The sequence below is a fragment of the Jiangella muralis genome (assembly GCF_001270745.1).
GTDB lineage: Bacteria > Actinomycetota > Actinomycetes > Jiangellales > Jiangellaceae > Jiangella > Jiangella muralis.
This window is the reverse complement of record NZ_LFXL01000025.1, coordinates 113,217-129,178: the sequence shown is the minus strand read 5'-3', so window position 1 is coordinate 129,178 and position 15,962 is coordinate 113,217. Positions and strand designations below refer to the sequence as shown.

The 15,962-nt window shown below is 72.1% G+C and carries 15 protein-coding genes; 6 read left to right on the top strand and 9 right to left on the bottom strand.

The genetic code is table 11. From position 1 onward, the window contains the following. Positions 1-33: 33 nt before the first annotated feature. From ACW62_RS20825 to lpdA, 3 genes are all read right to left on the bottom strand, one after another. Positions 34-924, bottom strand: a complete 891-nt coding sequence (locus tag ACW62_RS20825) for a TIGR01777 family oxidoreductase (protein ID WP_053206040.1) — start codon at positions 922-924, stop codon at positions 34-36. 4 nt (positions 925-928) lie between these two features. Beyond that, on the bottom strand, positions 929-2,737 hold the full coding sequence (gene sucB / locus ACW62_RS20820) for a 2-oxoglutarate dehydrogenase, E2 component, dihydrolipoamide succinyltransferase (RefSeq protein WP_053206039.1): 1,809 nt from the start codon (positions 2,735-2,737) through the stop codon (positions 929-931). A gap of 69 nt (positions 2,738-2,806) precedes the next feature. After that, the gene (gene lpdA, locus ACW62_RS20815; protein ID WP_053206038.1) at positions 2,807-4,189 is read right to left on the bottom strand and encodes a dihydrolipoyl dehydrogenase; all 1,383 of its coding nucleotides are present in this window, start codon (positions 4,187-4,189) and stop codon (positions 2,807-2,809) included. Positions 4,190-4,341: 152 nt separating this feature from the next. Here lpdA and ACW62_RS20810 point away from each other — a divergent pair, with 152 nt between their 5' ends. Further along, positions 4,342-4,665 carry a hypothetical protein gene (locus tag ACW62_RS20810; RefSeq protein WP_053206037.1) on the top strand — a complete coding sequence of 108 codons (324 nt, stop codon included), beginning with the start codon at positions 4,342-4,344 and terminating at the stop codon, positions 4,663-4,665. Between the two features lie 853 nt (positions 4,666-5,518). Here the strand turns inward: ACW62_RS20810 and ACW62_RS20805 are convergent. Both ACW62_RS20805 and ACW62_RS20800 read right to left on the bottom strand, forming a co-directional pair. Further along, complete coding sequence (locus tag ACW62_RS20805; protein ID WP_053206036.1) at positions 5,519-7,015, bottom strand: leucyl aminopeptidase; 1,497 nt, start codon at positions 7,013-7,015, stop codon at positions 5,519-5,521. A 43-nt stretch (positions 7,016-7,058) separates the two neighbouring features. Beyond that, positions 7,059-7,820: a metallophosphoesterase family protein gene (locus tag ACW62_RS20800; protein ID WP_053206035.1), complete on the bottom strand. Its 762-nt coding sequence runs from the start codon at positions 7,818-7,820 to the stop codon at positions 7,059-7,061. A gap of 26 nt (positions 7,821-7,846) precedes the next feature. Between ACW62_RS20800 and gcvT the strand changes: the two genes are divergently transcribed. Both gcvT and ACW62_RS20790 read left to right on the top strand, forming a co-directional pair. After that, positions 7,847-8,953 (top strand): glycine cleavage system aminomethyltransferase GcvT, encoded by a 1,107-nt coding sequence (gene gcvT / locus ACW62_RS20795; protein ID WP_053206034.1) that lies wholly within the window; start codon positions 7,847-7,849, stop codon positions 8,951-8,953. A gap of 43 nt (positions 8,954-8,996) precedes the next feature. Continuing rightward, the gene (locus ACW62_RS20790; protein WP_053206033.1) at positions 8,997-10,133 is read left to right on the top strand and encodes a PQQ-binding-like beta-propeller repeat protein; all 1,137 of its coding nucleotides are present in this window, start codon (positions 8,997-8,999) and stop codon (positions 10,131-10,133) included. Between the two features lie 11 nt (positions 10,134-10,144). Here ACW62_RS20790 and ACW62_RS20785 read toward each other — a convergent pair whose 3' ends face one another. After that, positions 10,145-11,398: an MFS transporter gene (locus tag ACW62_RS20785; RefSeq protein ID WP_276202961.1), complete on the bottom strand. Its 1,254-nt coding sequence runs from the start codon at positions 11,396-11,398 to the stop codon at positions 10,145-10,147. 272 nt (positions 11,399-11,670) lie between these two features. Here ACW62_RS20785 and ACW62_RS20780 point away from each other — a divergent pair, with 272 nt between their 5' ends. Beyond that, positions 11,671-11,892: a hypothetical protein gene (locus tag ACW62_RS20780; protein WP_053206144.1), complete on the top strand. Its 222-nt coding sequence runs from the start codon at positions 11,671-11,673 to the stop codon at positions 11,890-11,892. Positions 11,893-12,536: 644 nt separating this feature from the next. Here ACW62_RS20780 and ACW62_RS20775 read toward each other — a convergent pair. From ACW62_RS20775 to ACW62_RS20765, 3 genes are read right to left on the bottom strand one after another with little or no spacing between them, the layout of a single operon-like run. Further along, on the bottom strand, positions 12,537-13,538 hold the full coding sequence (locus tag ACW62_RS20775; protein WP_053206031.1) for an aldo/keto reductase family protein: 1,002 nt from the start codon (positions 13,536-13,538) through the stop codon (positions 12,537-12,539). Positions 13,539-13,556: 18 nt separating this feature from the next. After that, positions 13,557-14,063 (bottom strand): GNAT family N-acetyltransferase, encoded by a 507-nt coding sequence (locus ACW62_RS20770; RefSeq protein WP_240477360.1) that lies wholly within the window; start codon positions 14,061-14,063, stop codon positions 13,557-13,559. Next, positions 14,060-14,647, bottom strand: a complete 588-nt coding sequence (locus tag ACW62_RS20765) for a DUF3043 domain-containing protein (RefSeq protein ID WP_053206030.1) — start codon at positions 14,645-14,647, stop codon at positions 14,060-14,062. Before ACW62_RS20765 ends, ACW62_RS20770 begins: the two co-directional genes overlap by 4 nt. Positions 14,648-14,770: 123 nt before the next feature. Between ACW62_RS20765 and ACW62_RS20760 the strand changes: the two genes are divergently transcribed. Further along, positions 14,771-15,565, top strand: a complete 795-nt coding sequence (locus ACW62_RS20760) for a PspA/IM30 family protein (protein ID WP_053206029.1) — start codon at positions 14,771-14,773, stop codon at positions 15,563-15,565. Next, positions 15,562-15,855 carry a PspA-associated protein PspAA gene (gene pspAA / locus ACW62_RS20755; protein WP_053206028.1) on the top strand — a complete coding sequence of 98 codons (294 nt, stop codon included), beginning with the start codon at positions 15,562-15,564 and terminating at the stop codon, positions 15,853-15,855. The genes ACW62_RS20760 and pspAA overlap by 4 nt, the downstream gene beginning before the upstream one ends. Positions 15,856-15,962 lie beyond the last annotated feature (107 nt).

The following is a 15,962-nucleotide window of genomic DNA, read 5'->3' as shown; positions in this document are numbered from 1 at the left end:
GGCGGACACGGCCGGTCGCGGCCAACGAGAAACTCAGAGAGCGGAGCGAATGATCGCCCGCACCTCCGGGTGCTCGAACTCGAACCCGGCCTCGCTGAGCCGCGTCGGCACGATGCGCAGGCTGCCGAGCAGTTCCGACGACGCCTGGCCGATGGCGATCTGCAGGCCGACCCCGGGCACCGGCAGCAGCCTCGGCCGATGCAGTTCGGCCGCCAGCACCCGGCTGAACTCACCGTTGGACACCGGCGACGGACAGCACACGTTGTAGGGCCCGACGCAGCCGTGCTGCTCGACGAGGAAGCGGAGGGCCCGCACGGTGTCGTGCAAGGAGACGGGGCTCCAGAACTGCTCGCCGCCGCCGAAGTGGCCGCCCAGCCCGAGCCGGAACAGCGGCAGCAGCGGCTTCAGCGCCCCGCCGCCGGGCCCGACCACGAGGCCGAACCGCGGATGGCAGACGGCGATGTCGGCGGCCCGGGCGGGCTGGGCGGCGTGCTCCCAGTCCTGGCACAGGCCGGCGAGGAAGCCGTCGCCGGGGCCGGACTCCTCGTCCAGCAGCTCGCGGCCGCGGTCGGGGCCGTAGTAGCCCATCGCCGACGCGCAGACGAACACCCGCGGCCGCGTGGACAGCCCGGTCAGCGCGGACGCGAGCACCGTCGTCGAGCGGATGCGGCTGTGGTGCAACTCCTTCTTGAACCGGCGGGTCCAGCGGTGCGAGCCGACGTTGACGCCGCCGAGGTGCACGACGGCCTCGACATCGGTGAGGCGGGCGAGTGGGACCACACCCTGTTCGGGGTCCCACTGCGCCTCGTTCGCGGCCGCCGGCGCGTGCCGCACCAGCCGCACGACCTCGTGACCGGCGGACTCCAGCCCGGCGACGAGCGCCGACCCGATGAAGCCGCTGGAGCCCGCGACAGCGACCCGCATGGGGTCAGAGGCCCAGGTCGGCCTCGAACCGCCCGCCCTCGAGCCGCTTCTTCACCGTCGTCAGGAACCGGGCGGCGTCGGCGCCGTCGACCAGCCGGTGGTCGTAGCTGAGCGCGAAGTACACCATGTGCCGGACGGCGATGGTCTCGCCCAGGTTGGGGTCGTCGATGACCATCGGACGCTTGACGACGGCGCCGGTGCCGAGGATCGCGACCTGCGGCTGGAAGAAGATCGGCGTGTCGAACAGCGCGCCGCGGCTGCCGGTGTTGGTCAGCGTGAACGTGCCGCCGGTGATCTCGTCGGGCGTCAGCTTGCCGGTGCGCGCCTTCTCGGCGACCTCGGCGATCTTGCGCGCCAGCCCGGCGATGTTGAGGTCGCCGGCGTCCTTGACGACCGGCACCAGCAGCCCGGCCTCGGTGTCGACGGCGATGACGAGGTTCTCGCGGTCGTGGTAGGTGACCTCGCCCTTCTCGACGTCGATCGAGGCGTTGATCTTCGGGTGCTGCTTGAGCGCCTCGACCGCGGCCTTCGCGAAGAACGGCAGGAACGACAGCTTGACGCCCTCGCGCTGGGCGAAGTCGGCCTTCAAGCGGTCGCGCAGCCGGGCCAGCGTGGTGATGTCGATCTCGACGACGCTGGTGAGCTGCGCGGTCTCCTGCAGCGACTCGTGCACGCGCTTGGCGATGACCTTGCGCATGCGGGTCAGCTTCTCGGTGGTGCCCCGCAGCGGCGACGGCTCGACCGTCTCGGGCGCGCCGGCCGGCTGGGCCGCCGGAGCCGCGGCGGACGGGGCCGGCTGAGCGGCGGCGGCCTTCGCGGCCTCGGCCGCGGCCAGCACGTCCTGCTTGCGGACCCGGCCGCCGATGCCGGTGCCCTGGACGGTGCCGAGGTCGACGCCGTGCTGGCCGGCCAGCTTGCGCACCAGCGGCGTCACGTACGGAGTGCCGTTGCCGGACGGCGCCGCGGCGGGCGCCGCCGCCGGGGCGGAAGCGGGCGGAGCCTGCGTGGCGGTTGCCTGCGGGCCCGGGGTCTGCGGCGCCTGCGGGACCGGAGCCGGCGCGGGGGCCGACGGGGCCGGCTGCGGCTCCGGTGCGGGCGCGGCCTCCTGGGCCGGTGCCGGGGCGGCGGGCGCGGGCGTGGGTGCCGGGGCGGCCGCACCGCCAGCCGTTCCGACCAGCGCGAGTACCGCGCCGACCTCGACGGTCTCGTCCTCGGCGACCTTGATCTCCAGCAGCGTGCCGCCGACCGGCGACGGGATCTCGGTGTCGACCTTGTCGGTGGAGATCTCGAGCAGGGGCTCGTCGACGGCGACCGTGTCGCCCGGCTGCTTGAGCCAGCGGGTGACCGTGCCCTCGGTGACGCTCTCGCCCAGCGCCGGCAGTGTGACCTCGGTGCTCTCGCCGCCCGCGCCGTTGCTCGACGCGGCCGCCGGAGCGGGCTCGGGCTCGGCGGCGGGCGTCGGCGCGGCCTCCTCAGCCGGAGCGGCCTCCTCAGCCGGAGCAGCCTCCTCGGCCGGAGCAGCCTCCTCGGCCGGCGCCGCCTGGCCGCCGCTGCCGCCGTCGCCCGCGGACTCGCCCGCCTCGCCGATGACCGCCAGTTCGGCGCCGACCTCGACGGTCTCGTCCTCGGCGACCTTGATCTCCAGCAGCGTGCCGCCGACCGGCGACGGGATCTCGGTGTCGACCTTGTCGGTGGAGATCTCGAGCAACGGCTCGTCGACGGCGACCGTGTCACCCGGCTGCTTGAGCCAGCGGGTCACTGTGCCCTCGGTGACGCTCTCGCCGAGTGCGGGCAAGGTGACGGAGGTTGCCATCGTCTGTCCTCTCGAGTCCTACGTATGTTCCGTCGCTGCAAGGCAGAGGCAAGCTTATGCCCCGGCAGGTCAGCCGTGGACGTGCAACGGCTTGCCGGCCAGCGCGAGGTGCGCCTCGCCCAACGCCTCGCTCTGGGTGGGGTGCGGGTGGATCAGCTGGGCCACCTCGTGCGGCATGGCCTCCCAGTTGTAGATGAGCTGCGCCTCGGCGATGAGCTCGCCGACCCGGGCGCCCACCAGGTGCAGGCCGATGACCGGGCCGTCCTTCTCGCGGACGAGCTTGGCGAAGCCCTGCGTCTTCAGGATCTGGCTCTTGCCGTTGCCGCCGAGACCGTACTCGAGCGTCTCGACCTTGTCGTCGCCCAGCCGCTCCTTGGCCTGCTCCTCGGTGAGGCCGACGGAGGCGACCTCGGGGTCGCAGTAGGTGACCTTGGGGATGCCGAGTTCGTCGACGGGCACCGGGTTGAGCCCGGCGATCTCCTCGGCGACGAAGATGCCGTGCGCGAAGCCGCGGTGCGCCAGCTGCAGGCCGGGGACGATGTCGCCGACGGCGTAGACGTTCGGCACCCCGGTGCGCAGCCGCTCGTCGGTGACGACGAAGCCGCGGTCCAGCGTGACGCCGTTCTCCTCGAAGCCGAGGTTCTCGGTCACCGGGCCGCGTCCGACGGCGACCAGCAGCAGCTCGGCGTCGATGGTCTCGCCGTTCTCCAGCGAGACGGTGACGCCGCCGTCGCGCTTCTCGACGCCGGCGAACCGCACGCCGGTCTTGAAGCCGATGCCGCGCTTGCGGAACGCCCGCTCGACCACCTTCGACGCGGCCGCGTCCTCGGCCGGTACCAGCCGGGGCAGCGCCTCGACGATGGTGACGTCGGCGCCGAAGGACCGCCACACGCTGGCAAACTCGACGCCGATGACGCCGCCGCCCAGCACGACCGCCGACGCCGGGACGCGGTCGAGCGTCAGCGCCTCGTAGCTGCTGATGACCTGGGCGCCGTCGATGTCCAGCCCGGGCAGCGACCGGGACCGCGAGCCCGTCGCCAGGATGACGTTGCGGGCCTCGTAGCGGGTGCCGCCGACCTCGACGGCGTTGGGCGCGACCAGCCGGCCCTCGCCCTCGATGACCGTGACCTTGTTGGCCTTGAACAGGCCCTGCAGCCCCTTGTACATGCGGCCGACGACGCCGTCCTTGTAGCTGTTGACCCCCGGCATGTCGATGCCCTCGAACGAGGTCTTGACGCCGAACTGCGCGCTGTCGCGGGAGTTGTCGGCGATCTCGGCGGCGTGCAACAGCGCCTTGGTGGGGATGCAGCCGTAGTGCAGGCAGGTGCCGCCGAGCTTGTCCTTCTCGACCAACGCGACGTTCATGCCCAGCTCGCTGGCGCGGAACGCCGCGGCATAGCCGCCGCTCCCGCCGCCCAGGATGATGACGTCGAAACCGGCAGTGTCGGCCACGGTGGTGCTCCTCGATGTCGTCGTTGTGCTCTCTACCGCGTCAACAGCATCCTTCCATTCGCTGTTCCGACACCATTCACCGGACCGGGACGTTGCACTGTCAGCAGGTAGTGTCTGGTTCCCACCAGCGAACGCACTCGGAGGTCGAGACGATGGGGTTGTTCCGGCGACGGCGGAAGAGCGCCGAAGGCAGCTTGGATCGTGCTGCCGACTCCGCCGACGTCAAGCACCTCGAGGAGTTCGCCCGCACCCGCCGGGGCGTCGAGGCGTTCGTCGAGCCGCCGACCACCATGACCGCCACCACCGTCGTCTTCGTCGCCCACGACGGCGAGTGGACGCGGCGCCGGGTCCGCGACGCCGCCGCGGCGCACGGGCTGGCCCGCAAGCTGGGCATCCCGGCCTACGACGCGCAGGTCGTCGGCTACCCGCAGCGCATGCGCGAGTGGAATCGCAAGAACGGTGGCCGCAGCGCCTAGATGAGTGCGTCCGTGTGATCGTGGACGTTTCGTCGGCGATGCCGGCTGGCGCGGGTGCGGCGGGCGCGTCGGTGGGGTAGTGCTCGCTTCGTGGTGCGGCAGTGGGCGGGGGTCTGCTGCGTTAGCGGGGGTCTGCCGCGTTGGCCGTTTTGTGGCAGTGGGCCGTCCCCCTGCTGCCCATTTTCTTAGCCGCGGCACCGCGCCTCAAGCGGAGCCAGAGGGCGCTTCGCGCGTGCGAAGCACCGCTTGACCCGCGGCACCGCGGCCAAGTACGGGCAGCTATCAGGGGGACGGGGGAAGTGCGGGCACAGCCCGCCCGGGTGCGCCGCTCGCCGTTTGCCTGGCTGGCTGGCGTTCGTCGTTCGTGCCGGTGCGCCGTTGGTCGTCCTCGACTCCTGGCGCCGTCTTCGATGGCGGGAGTCGTGTTCGAGGGGCCTTTCGGACGGTTCTGGCTATCGAAGACGGCTCAGGGCGTCGACGTCACTCGCGTGGTGAGGTGCCCCCGGCCCGGGTGAAGTGAGGTGTGCCCAGACGGTCCCCGTACCGCGCGGAACCCGGCGCACGGTCGGCGAGCCAACGCGAAGCCCGGCCCGACCGAATCGACCGGGCCGACCGGCCTGATGGGCCGGTCACCGGCCATCACCTTGGCTAGGCCGATCGCCGCCCGGACGTCCGGTTCGTCCCGAGTTCAGCGCGGTCAGCAGTGCCAAGACACCCGCGGCGATCAGTCCACCCAAGCTGCGTAGATCAAGAGGACTCGTTCATCTAGGGTGCGTCTCCCGGGTTCATGGCCTACTGCGCGACGGCCGAGACCTGGGAGACACACCCTGCTTGCGACCGCCGTCCTGAGCCGTCAGATGTCGGCGGCGACGTCCTCCACCAGCTGCACCAGCGTGCGGACGGCGGCGCCGGTGCCGCCCTTCGGGGTGTAGCCGAACGGCTTGTCGCTGAACGCGGGCCCGGCGATGTCGAGGTGCGCCCAGCCGATGCCGTCGGCGACGAACTCCTGAAGGAACAGCCCGGCCTGCAGCGCGCCGCCCCAGCGGTCGCCGATGTTGGCGATGTCGGCGATGGGGGAGTCGAGCTTCTCGCGCAGCTCGACCGGCAGCGGCAGCGGCCACATGGCCTCGCCGGCGCGGCCGGCGACGTCGTGGATGCGGGCGCTCAGGTCGTCGTCGTTGGCCATGATGCCGGAGACCCGCTTGCCCAGCGCGACGACGGCGGCGCCGGTCAGCGTGGCGACGTCGACGATGAGGTCGGGCTCGTCCTCGGCAGCCCGCACGATGCCGTCGGCCAGCACCAGGCGGCCCTCTGCGTCGGTGTTGAGCACCTCGACGGTCTTGCCGCCGTAGATGGTGATGACGTCGGAGGGACGCTGCGCGCTGCCCGACGGCATGTTCTCGGCCATGGCGGCGTACGCGGTGACGGCGACCTTGGTGCCGAGCTGGGCGATGGCATGCACGGCGGCGATGACGGCCGCGGCGCCGCTCATGTCGCTCTTCATCTCGACCATGCTGTCGGCCGGCTTGAGCGACAGGCCGCCGGAGTCGAACGTGATGCCCTTGCCGACGAACGCGACGTGCTTCTTCGCCCGCGACGGCCGGTAGGCGACGCGGACCAGCCGCGGTGGGTTGGCCGAGCCCTGACCGACCCCGATGAGGCCGCCGTAGCCGCCCTTGGCCAGCGCCTTCTCGTCGAGCACCTCGACGTCGAGCTTGGCGCTCTTGGCCAGCTTGGTGGCGGCGTCGGCGAACGTGACCGGGGTGAGGTCGCGCGGCGGGAGATTGACCCAGTCGCGGGCGCGGTTGACGGCGGCGGCGACGGTCTCGGCCCGGGTGACGGCGTCCTTGACGCCCTTGGCCTTGACGCCGGGGCCGATCAGCGTGATCGACCCGACCGGCGCCGTCGGGTCGCCGCTCTTGTACTGGTCGAAGGTGTAGGCGCCGAGCGTGAGGCCCTCGGCGACGGCGGCGGCGTCGCCCTCGTCGAGCACCGGCAGCGCGATGGCGGCGGACTGCTGGCCGGCCAGCGCGCGGGCGGCGGCGCCGGCGGCCCGGCGCAGCGACTCGTGCCGGGCGGGCGTGCCGGCCTCGGCCAGCGGACCGGTCCCGACGGCGACCAGCAGGCCGGCCTTCGCGGCGCCCATCGCCGGCAGCTTCGTGACCTCGTCGGCCTTCCCGGTGGCGCCGAGCTGACTCAGCAGCTTCGCCAGCGAGCCCTTCAGGGCCTTGTCGAGGGATTCGCTGCCCGGCAGCAGGACGACGTCGTCGTCGCCCGGGGCCACACCCACGACGACGGCGTCGACCTTGAGGCCCGTCGGGGCGGCGGAGGACAGGGCAATGCTGGTCACGGTTCTCCTGACGTCGCACGTGTTTCAGTCGATTCGCCCGATGCTACCGCCGGGTCACCTCGTGTCCGGCCCGCGGTGCGAACACCGTCAGCGCCTCGGCGTCGGAGTGGACGGCGCGCGCGTACTCGTCCGCCCACGCGGCCCGGCCCGGGTACCCGCTCGCCGCCACGACCGCGTCGCCCAGCGCGTCCGGCTCGATCGCCGTGCGCCGCAACGACACGACGCCGTCGCGCAGCAGCGCCCAGTGCGGCCCGGGCCGGCCGTACGGCATGCCGACGCTGCCCGGGTTGACTACCAGGCGGCGGTCGACGAGGCGCTGGAACGGCATGTGGGTGTGGCCGCAGACGACGGTGCGCACGTCGTCCGGCACGGCCGACAGCACCTTGGCCCAGCGGGCGAGCGAGCTGTCGACCAGGACGACCTCGTCGTCGTCGCGGGGCGTGCCGTGGCAGAACAGCACCGGCCCGAAGCCGCCGACGTCCAGCGTGACCGGGTGTGGCAGGTTCGCCAGCAGGTCGATCTGATCTGCTCGGAGCTGCTTCCCGGCCCAGTCCGAGACGTCGATGCCGGACGTCCCGCCGCGCGCGACGGCGACCAGCTCGCGGTCGGCGTTGCCGCGCACCCACACCACCCGCTCGCCCTCGGCGACCAGCCGGTCGAGCGTCTCGACGGGCATGGGCCCGGCCGCGATGTCGCCGGTCAGCACGATGCGCTCGGCCGCCCGCACGTCCGGCTCAGCCAGCACCGCATCGAGCGCGGGCAGCGCCCCGTGGACGTCGGAGAGGACGGCGACCGAGGCGACCATGCGCCCGAGGGTAGACCCCGTAGGGTGTGGCCGTGACGACCGACGACCTCGCCAGAACGTCCCTTTACGACCGCCACGTGGCGCTGGGCGCCAAGTTCGCCGAGTTCGGCGGCTGGTCGATGCCGTTGCAGTACACCGGCATCGTCGACGAGCACACGGCCGTCCGCGAGCGGGCCGGCCTGTTCGACGTCAGCCACCTCGGCAAGGCGTCGGTCACCGGGCCGGGGGCGCGGGCGTTCGTCGACTCGTGCCTGACGAACGCGCTGGAGAAGATCGGGCCGGGGGAGGCGCAGTACACGCTGTGCTGCGACGAGTCCGGCGGCGTGGTCGACGACCTCATCGTGTACCTGCGGGCCGACGACGACCTGCTGCTGGTGCCGAACGCCGCCAACAACGCCGAGGTGGTGCGCCGGCTCGCGGCCGCCGCGCCCGCCGGCGTCGAGGTGCGCGACCGGCACCGCGACTTCGCCGTCCTCGCCGTCCAGGGCCCGAAGAGCGACGAGGTGCTCGACGCGCTCGGGCTGCCGACAGGCCACGCGTACATGTCGTTCGCCGAGGCCACGCTCGACGGCGTCGCGCTGGTCGTCTGCCGCACCGGCTACACCGGCGAGCGCGGGTACGAGCTGCTGGTCCCGTGGGACGACGCCGGGCGGGTGTGGGACGCGCTGCTGGCGGCCGGTTCCGGGTTCGGTATCGCCCCCGCCGGGCTGGGCGCCCGCGACACCCTGCGCACCGAGATGGGCTACCCGCTGCACGGCCAGGACCTCTCGCTGGACATCTCGCCGGTGCAGGCGCGGGCCGGCTGGGCGGTCGGCTGGTCCAAGCCGGCCTTCTGGGGCCGCGACGCGCTGCTGGCGGAGAAGGCGGCCGGGCCGGCCCGGCGCCTGCGGGGCATCAAGGCACGCGGCCGCGGCATCCCGCGTCCGGGCATGGCGGTGTCGATCGACGGCGCGCCGGCCGGCACGGTGACGTCCGGGACGTTCTCGCCGACGCTGAAGCAGGGCATCGGGCTGGCGCTGCTGCCGCCCGGCGTCGCCGACGGCGCCGAGGTCCAGGTCGACGTGCGCGGCCGGGCCGAGGCGTTCGAGGTGGTCAAGCCGCCGTTCGTCCAGCCGTCGACGAAGGAGAGCTGAACCGGACCGGCCGGCCAGGACCGTCATCGACGAGGCGAACACAGTGGGCCAGCCCTGGCAGTCTCCGCTCGGCAGTCCCGCCAACGACCGGACCTCCCGCCTGCCGCTGTCCGCGACAGGACAGGTGCGATGGCGCGTCCCGCTTCCCTACGACCACGTCGCCGGGATCTCGGTCACGGCCGACGGCACCTCCTTCGTCTCCGCGGGCGGCGGGATCACCGCGCTGGACGGGCCGGTCGTGAGCTGGTCGATCGACACCAGCGCAGCCTGGAGCCCCCTTCTGCTCGACGACGGCCTGCTCGTCATCGGTGCGACCGATGGCCTGGCGGTGCGGGAACAGCGAACCGGCCGGCTCGTGAACACGATCCGGGAGCCCCAGCTCCGCTCCGATCCCGCTGTGCTGCCGAACGGGCTCCTCGCGTTCCTGGTGTGGCTGGACGGCAGCACGGTCCTGCGCGCCACCACACCGGACGGTCGTTGGGGATGGCAGCACGAGCTCGCAAGCTGGTCGGTGGGCCGGCCACTCGTCCAGTCGGATCAGGTGATCGTCGCCGACGGGGCGACTCTGCGCGCGTTCGGTGGCGCCGGCGATCCGGTGTGGACGATCGATCTGCGCCAGGTCGCGCCCGAGTCGGGTGAGGTGGAGGTCCAAGGGCCGCTCGTCGGGTTGTCCGGCGGGCGGATCCTCGTGGCGGTCCGGACACCTCACCTGGTGGGCTACGCGCTGGCGGATACGCGGCAGGGCACGGTCCATCCGCTGCCTGCACACCTTCCGCCCAAGCCGCTGGCGGTGCCGCTGACTGACGGGGACCGGGAGCGGCTGTTCGTGCCCGGCTGGCCGGAGAAGGACGACTACGGCCAACTTCTCCCCACGGTGACAGCCGTCGACATCGCCACTGGAGAGAAGTTGTTCCAGCACGTGGTTCCCACGGCCGTACGCAGCATGGTCGGCGGTTCGACAGGCGTCGTGGCGGCAGCGGGCAGCCCAACGCCCGAACGCTGGGCCACGTACCACGCACCGGATTTCGACCTGTCGGACGACTGTTACGTGTTCTTCTTCGACAGCACCGGTGTTCGCGGCGAGTGGCAGCCAGGAAGGCCGGTCACCGGACCGCTCGCCGTCGGCGCCGACGGTGACCTGCTCGTGCCGATCTCGGGTGAGCTTGTCAGCGTCGGTTGACGACCGCGACCTCAGCCCTCGGCGACCTCCAGCCGCCGCGGCGCCGTCCGCAGCGGCGACAGCCAGCCGACGATCGCCGCGACCACCAGCGACAGCTGGCACACCAGCACCGCCTGGTCGGTGTCGACCGCACCGGCCAGCGCACCGGCGGCGACCGCGCCCAGCGGGTAGCCGACGCCGAAGGTGGCCATGCGGCCGGCCGTCATGACGCGGCTCATCAGCCGCTCCGGGGTCACCTGCTGCCGCAGCGTCACCGAGATGGTCGCGATGACGAGGTACATCAGCGACCAGCCGGCGATCGCCAGCGCGCCGGACAGCCAGCTCTGCGCCAGCGCGACGGCGACACCGGCGGCGGCCGCGAACGGCAGCACGAGCAGCGCCGACCGTGCCCCGCCGAAGCGGCGCATCAGCCGGGGCATCAGGATGCTGCCGACGACGGCGCCGATGCCCCACGCGCCGAACAGCATGCCGAGCCGCCAGTCGCCCTCCTGGATGCCGAGGGTGCGGTCGGCCCAGACGACGAGGATGGCCATCAGCGACCCGGCGCTGAACGCCACCAGCACGCCGATGACGATCATCACCCGGATGATCTCGTGCCGCAGGATGAACCGGGTGCCCTCAGCGACGGCCGACAGCCGCAGCGTGCTCTCGGGCGCCCGCGCGCCGGTCAGCGGCCGGACGACGCCGCGGATCAGCAGCGCCGACGCGACGAACGTCAGCACGTCGATGGCGATGATCGACGCGGGGGAGATGACGACGATGAGCGCGCCCGCGAGCATCGGCACCACCGTCTCGGCGACCGTGCTGCCGCCCGCCACCAGCGCGTTCGCCGCCGGCAGCCGTTCGCGGCCGACGAGCGTGGGCAGCGCGCCCTGGTTGGCGGCGTCGAAGAACACGTAGATGGTCCGCACGACGAATGCGGCGACGAGCACATGGGCGGCCGTCAGCGCGTCGAACCAGAACGCGATCGGCACGGTGGCCAGCGCGATGGCCGCCAGCAGGTCGGCGAGGACCATCATCCGGCGGCGGTCGGCCTGGTCGGCGAGCGCACCGGCCCACAGGCCGAAGATCAGGTACGGCATGGCCTCGGCGACGATCACCAGCGACGTCCACGTGGCCGACGCGGTGATGCCGTAGATGAGGACCGGCATGGCGATGAAGGTGACTGCCGAGCCGGTCAACGAAACGATGCGCGCCGCCACGTACCGGAAGACGTCCGGGTCGCTGAGCAGACGCTCGCCCCTTGCGGGCGCTGAACTACCCACGTCGATGAACTCCCGCCCCCCGCGAACTGAACTTTACGCGGAAGGCAACAGCATGACGCGTGTCTTGTCAAGAAGCCTTCGAGGCAGACCGAGGGCGCGTCGTTGCCGTCCCCTGCGCGGCAACGACGCGCCCTTGTACCCGTCAAGACAGAGCGGGCGGCCGGTCATGACGCCGGGATGAATGTGACGTGGCGCACATCGGGCCGGTCGACGGTCCGCGAACGGCGGACCGTACTGTCGGGCGCAGTGACGGCGTCGATCGGGAGGCGAAGATGAGCTGGACGTGGCGGTTCCTGGCACCGGACGGAACGCCCGCGGCGGGCGTCGACGACGGAGCGGGACGCTCGGATGCCGGGTTCCCGACCCAGTCCGACGCCGAGAGCTGGCTCGGCGAGCACTGGCGCGAGCTGGTCGAAGCCGGCGTCGACTCGGTGGTGCTGGTCGAGGAGGGCCGCGACGTCTACGGCCCGATGAGCCTCGCCCCGCCGGACTGACGAACGACCCTGCGGGCGACCAGGCGGCCGGGTGGCGCCGCGGGTGACCAGGCGGCGAGGTGGCGCCGTGTGGCAGGCCCGCGGGCGAACAGGCGGCCGGGTGGCGCCGCGGGCGACCCTGCCGCCGCGGTGTGGCGGGTGGGCGGGCGCGGCCGATCACCGAGCGGACGTTGTCGGTGCCCGCCCGTAGGGTGGGCCACCCACCCGAACGGGGAGGGTCATAACTACCACGCGAGTTGGCCCGCGTTCACCAAGATCCGTCAGACATCCCCAGCTGAGCGACCTCGCCACCCGCGCCGCGCTCGCCACCCGCGCCGTCTGAGTCCGGTTGCGGCAGCCGGTGACCGTGCGAACGATCGCCCCCTCGCACTGGTGAGAACCATGATCATGGCGCGGTTGATGCTGCTCTGGCGACACAAATAGCGCCATGATCATCCTTGCGCACGCGCCGCAGCCGCCCGAGGATCTCGCTCATCCAGCCGCCGCCCGCGTCACACCGGCTCGGCGAGGCGCCGCGTCGCGGCGGGCCGGTCAGCCCAGGCCGGTCAGCCCGGGCCGGTCAGCCCGGGCCGGTCAGCCCGGGCCGGTCAGCCCGGGCCGGTCAGCCCGGTCCGGTGTGGTCCGGTCAGCCGCGCGCGGGTTCGTCAGTACTTCGGCGACCGCTTGGCGGTCTCGGCCGGGTCGGTCACGACGGCGTCGCCGAGGATGTCGTCGATGGCCGTCAGCAGGTCCGGTTCCAGCGTGATGCCGCTGGCCGCGACGTTCTCGGTGACCTGCTCCGGCCGCGACGCGCCGACGATGGCGGCCGCGACGTTCGGGTTCTGCAGCACCCACGCGACCGCCAGCTGGGCCGGTGAGAGCCCGGCCTGCTCGGCCAGCGGCCGCAGGTTCTGCACCCGGGTGAGCACGTCGTCGTTCAGCCAGCGTCGCCCGATGGCGGAGCCGCCGCCGGTCATGGCGCCACGAGAACCCTCGGGCGCGGTCCGGCCCGGCTGGTACTTCCCGGTGAGCACGCCCTCGGCGATGGGGGAGAAGACGATCTGGGAGATGCCGACGTCCTCGGCGGCCGGTACCACCTCGGGCTCGATGACCCGCCACAGCATGGAGTACTCGGGCTGGTTCGAGATGAACGGGATGCGCAGTTCGCGGGCGAGCGCGTGGCCCTGCCGGAGCTGGTCGGCGGTCCACTCCGAGACGCCGATGTAGAGCGCCTTGCCGGACCGGACGACGTCGGCGAAGGCCTCCATCGTCTCCTCCAGCGGCGTGCCGGCGTCCCACCGGTGCGCCTGGTAGAGGTCGACGTAGTCGACGCCGAGGCGGCGCAGCGAGTTGTCGACGGACTCGAGGATGTGCTTGCGCGACAGCCCGCGGTCGTTGGGGCCGTCGTGCCCGGCCGGCCAGAACACCTTGGTGAAGATCTCCAGCGACTCGCGCCGAAGGCCCGCCAGCGCCCGCCCGAGGACCTCCTCGGCGCGGCCGGCCGCGTAGACGTCGGCGGTGTCGAACGTGGTGACGCCGGCGTCGAGGGCCGCACGCACGCAGGCGACGGCGGTGTCGTCCTGCACCTGGGAGCCGTGGGTGATCCAGTTGCCGTACGCGATCTCACTGATCTTGAGGCCGGATCGGCCGAGGGTGCGAAATTCCATGCACGCGAATCTATCGGCTCAGGCGCCGGTGGTGTCGTCCAGGTTCTTGGTGAAGAAGCGGCTGAACTCGGCCTCGCTGTAGTAGCCGTACGGTTCGGTGTCGGCGTACCCGCTGGACTGGTAGAGCGACATCGCCTCGGGCTGCTTGAGGCCGGTCTCGAGGACGACGCGGCGGTAGCCGGCCCGGATGGCCTGCGCCTCCAGCTCGGCCAGCAGCCGGCGGGCGTGGCCGCCGCCGCGGTGCTCGTGCGCCACGTACATGCGCTTGATCTCGGCGACGCCGTCGTCGTGCTTGCGGAAGCCGCCGGTGGCGACCGGCTCGTTCCCGACGAAGCCGACGAGGAACAGGCCCTCGGGCGGCGTGAACTGCTCGGGGAGGATCGGGCCCTCGTCGGGATCGCCGTAGCGCTCGGCGTACTCCACCTGCAGTTCGCTCTCCAACGCCCGCACGACGGGGTCGGAGTAGCGCAGCGCGCGGATGAAGAGGCCGGTGTCGTCGCGGTCGGCCGTGGGCGCCGTGCTCACACGAGCGTCCCGGGCTTGACCTGGGGTTTGGGTAGGCGGAGCCGGCGAAGCTGGGTGGCGCGGGTGATGGCGTACAGCACGTGTCCCTTCCCTGGGTCGTCGGGGAAGCGCTTTCGCACCTCACGCTTCACCCGCATGCCGAGAATCGTCAAGTCGACGATGAGCAGCACCATGACGCCGAGCCAGATGATGGTGGACGCGAACTGGATGGCCGGGACGCCGATGAGGCTGGTCAGCAGGATGACCAGGATGAGCGGCAGGAAGAACTCGGCCACCGTGCGCCGGGAGTCGACGTAGTTGCGGACGAACCGCCGCACCTCGCCCTGGTCGCGGGCCAGGTAGTGCTTCTCGTCGCCGGTGTTCATCGCCTGGCGCGTCTTGGCGCGGTCGGAGCGCATGCGCTCGCGCTCGCGGCGCATGGCCTCGCGCTTGTTCAGCGCCGGCCGGACCCGCTGCTTGCGGGCCTGCTCGGCCTCTGAACGCTTGGGCGTCGGGCGGCCCTTGCCGGACGGACGGGTGGCGTCGTCGGCGTCGGCATCGACGGGGACGTCGGCGGTCTCGGGAGAAGTTCGGCGACGGAACACGTCTACCAGGGTAGGACAGTATTCACACCGGCCCTGCCACGCTGCCGCCATACGCCGTAGGGTTGGGTGGAAACACTGTGTGTCGCAGTGCTCCATCTGCTCGAGAAAGGGATACCTGGCCTCATGGGGATCCTCCAGCGAATGTCCATGATCTTCCGGGCGAAGGCCGAGAAGGCGCTCGACCGCGCCGAGGACCCCCGGGAGACGCTCGATTACTCGTACAAGAAGCAGCTCGAGCTGCTTCAGAAGGTGCGCCGCGGCGTCGCCGACGTCGCCACCAGTCGCAAGCGCATCGAGGTCCAGATGACGCAGCTGCAGGGGCAGTCCAGCAAGCTGCAGGAGCAGGCGCAGAAGGCGCTGTCGCTCGGCCGCGAGGACCTCGCCCGCGAGGCTCTGACCCGCCGGTCGGGTCTGCAGAACCAGATCACCGACCTCGAGACGCAGCACCAGTCGTTGCAGGTCGAGGAAGAGAAGCTCACGCTCGCGGCGCAGCGGCTGCAGGCCAAGGTCGAGTCCTTCCGCACGAAGAAGGAGACCATCAAGGCCAGCTACACCGCGGCCGAGGCGCAGACGCGCATCGGCGAGGCGTTCAGCGGCATCTCCGAAGAGATGAGCGACGTCGGCCTGGCCGTCCAGCGCGCCGAGGACAAGACGGCGAACATGCAGGCGCGAGCCGGCGCCATCGACGAGCTGCTGGCGTCGGGCGCTCTCGACGACCCCACCGGCACGTCGAAGGACGACATCTCGCTCGAGCTGGACCGGCTGGCCTCGACCAGCGACGTCGAGCTCGAACTGTCGCGCATGAAGCAGGAGATCACCGGCGGCGCCGAGCCGCCGAAGCAGCTCGAGGGCAACGGCGCGGCTCCGGCCGCCGACGCGGCCGAGCCGCAGCGGCAGCGTGAGGAGGGCCAGCTGTGATCATCCGCATCATGGGTGAGGGCCAGTTCGAGGTCGACGACACCCACCTCGACGAGCTCAACCGGCTCGACGACGCGCTGGGCGAGTCCATCGACGGCGGCGACGACGACGCGTTCCGCGCGGCGTTGAAGGCGCTGCTCGACGAGGTCCGCCGGGCGGGCACCGCGGTCGCCGACGACGTCCTGGTCGACAGCGACCTCGTGCTCCCGTACGACGAGGCGCACATCGACGAGGTGCGCGAGCTGCTCACCGACGAGGGCCTGGTCCCGTCGGAGCCGCCGGCCAAGTGACCCCGGTGCCGCCGGGTGGGTCCGAGCCGGGCCCGCCCCGGCGGCTACGGGAACGAACGGCCGTCGTTTCGGCGTTGTACTGGATGAATGCGGTATCGCCGCCGCAG

What these genes read in the sequence shown, in the direction of transcription:
- ACW62_RS20760 (WP_053206029.1), top strand. Translation starts at nt 14,771, where the DNA reads ATGGGGATCCTCCAGCGAATGTCCATGATCTTCCGGGCGAAGGCCGAG.
- ACW62_RS20780 (WP_053206144.1), top strand. Translation starts at nt 11,671, where the DNA reads ATGAGCTGGACGTGGCGGTTCCTGGCACCGGACGGAACGCCCGCGGCG.
- ACW62_RS20800 (WP_053206035.1), bottom strand. Translation starts at nt 7,820, where the DNA reads ATGGTCGCCTCGGTCGCCGTCCTCTCCGACGTCCACGGGGCGCTGCCC.
- sucB (WP_053206039.1), bottom strand. Translation starts at nt 2,737, where the DNA reads ATGGCAACCTCCGTCACCTTGCCCGCACTCGGCGAGAGCGTCACCGAG.
- ACW62_RS20825 (WP_053206040.1), bottom strand. Translation starts at nt 924, where the DNA reads ATGCGGGTCGCTGTCGCGGGCTCCAGCGGCTTCATCGGGTCGGCGCTC.
- ACW62_RS20775 (WP_053206031.1), bottom strand. Translation starts at nt 13,538, where the DNA reads ATGGAATTTCGCACCCTCGGCCGATCCGGCCTCAAGATCAGTGAGATC.
- ACW62_RS20810 (WP_053206037.1), top strand. Translation starts at nt 4,342, where the DNA reads ATGGGGTTGTTCCGGCGACGGCGGAAGAGCGCCGAAGGCAGCTTGGAT.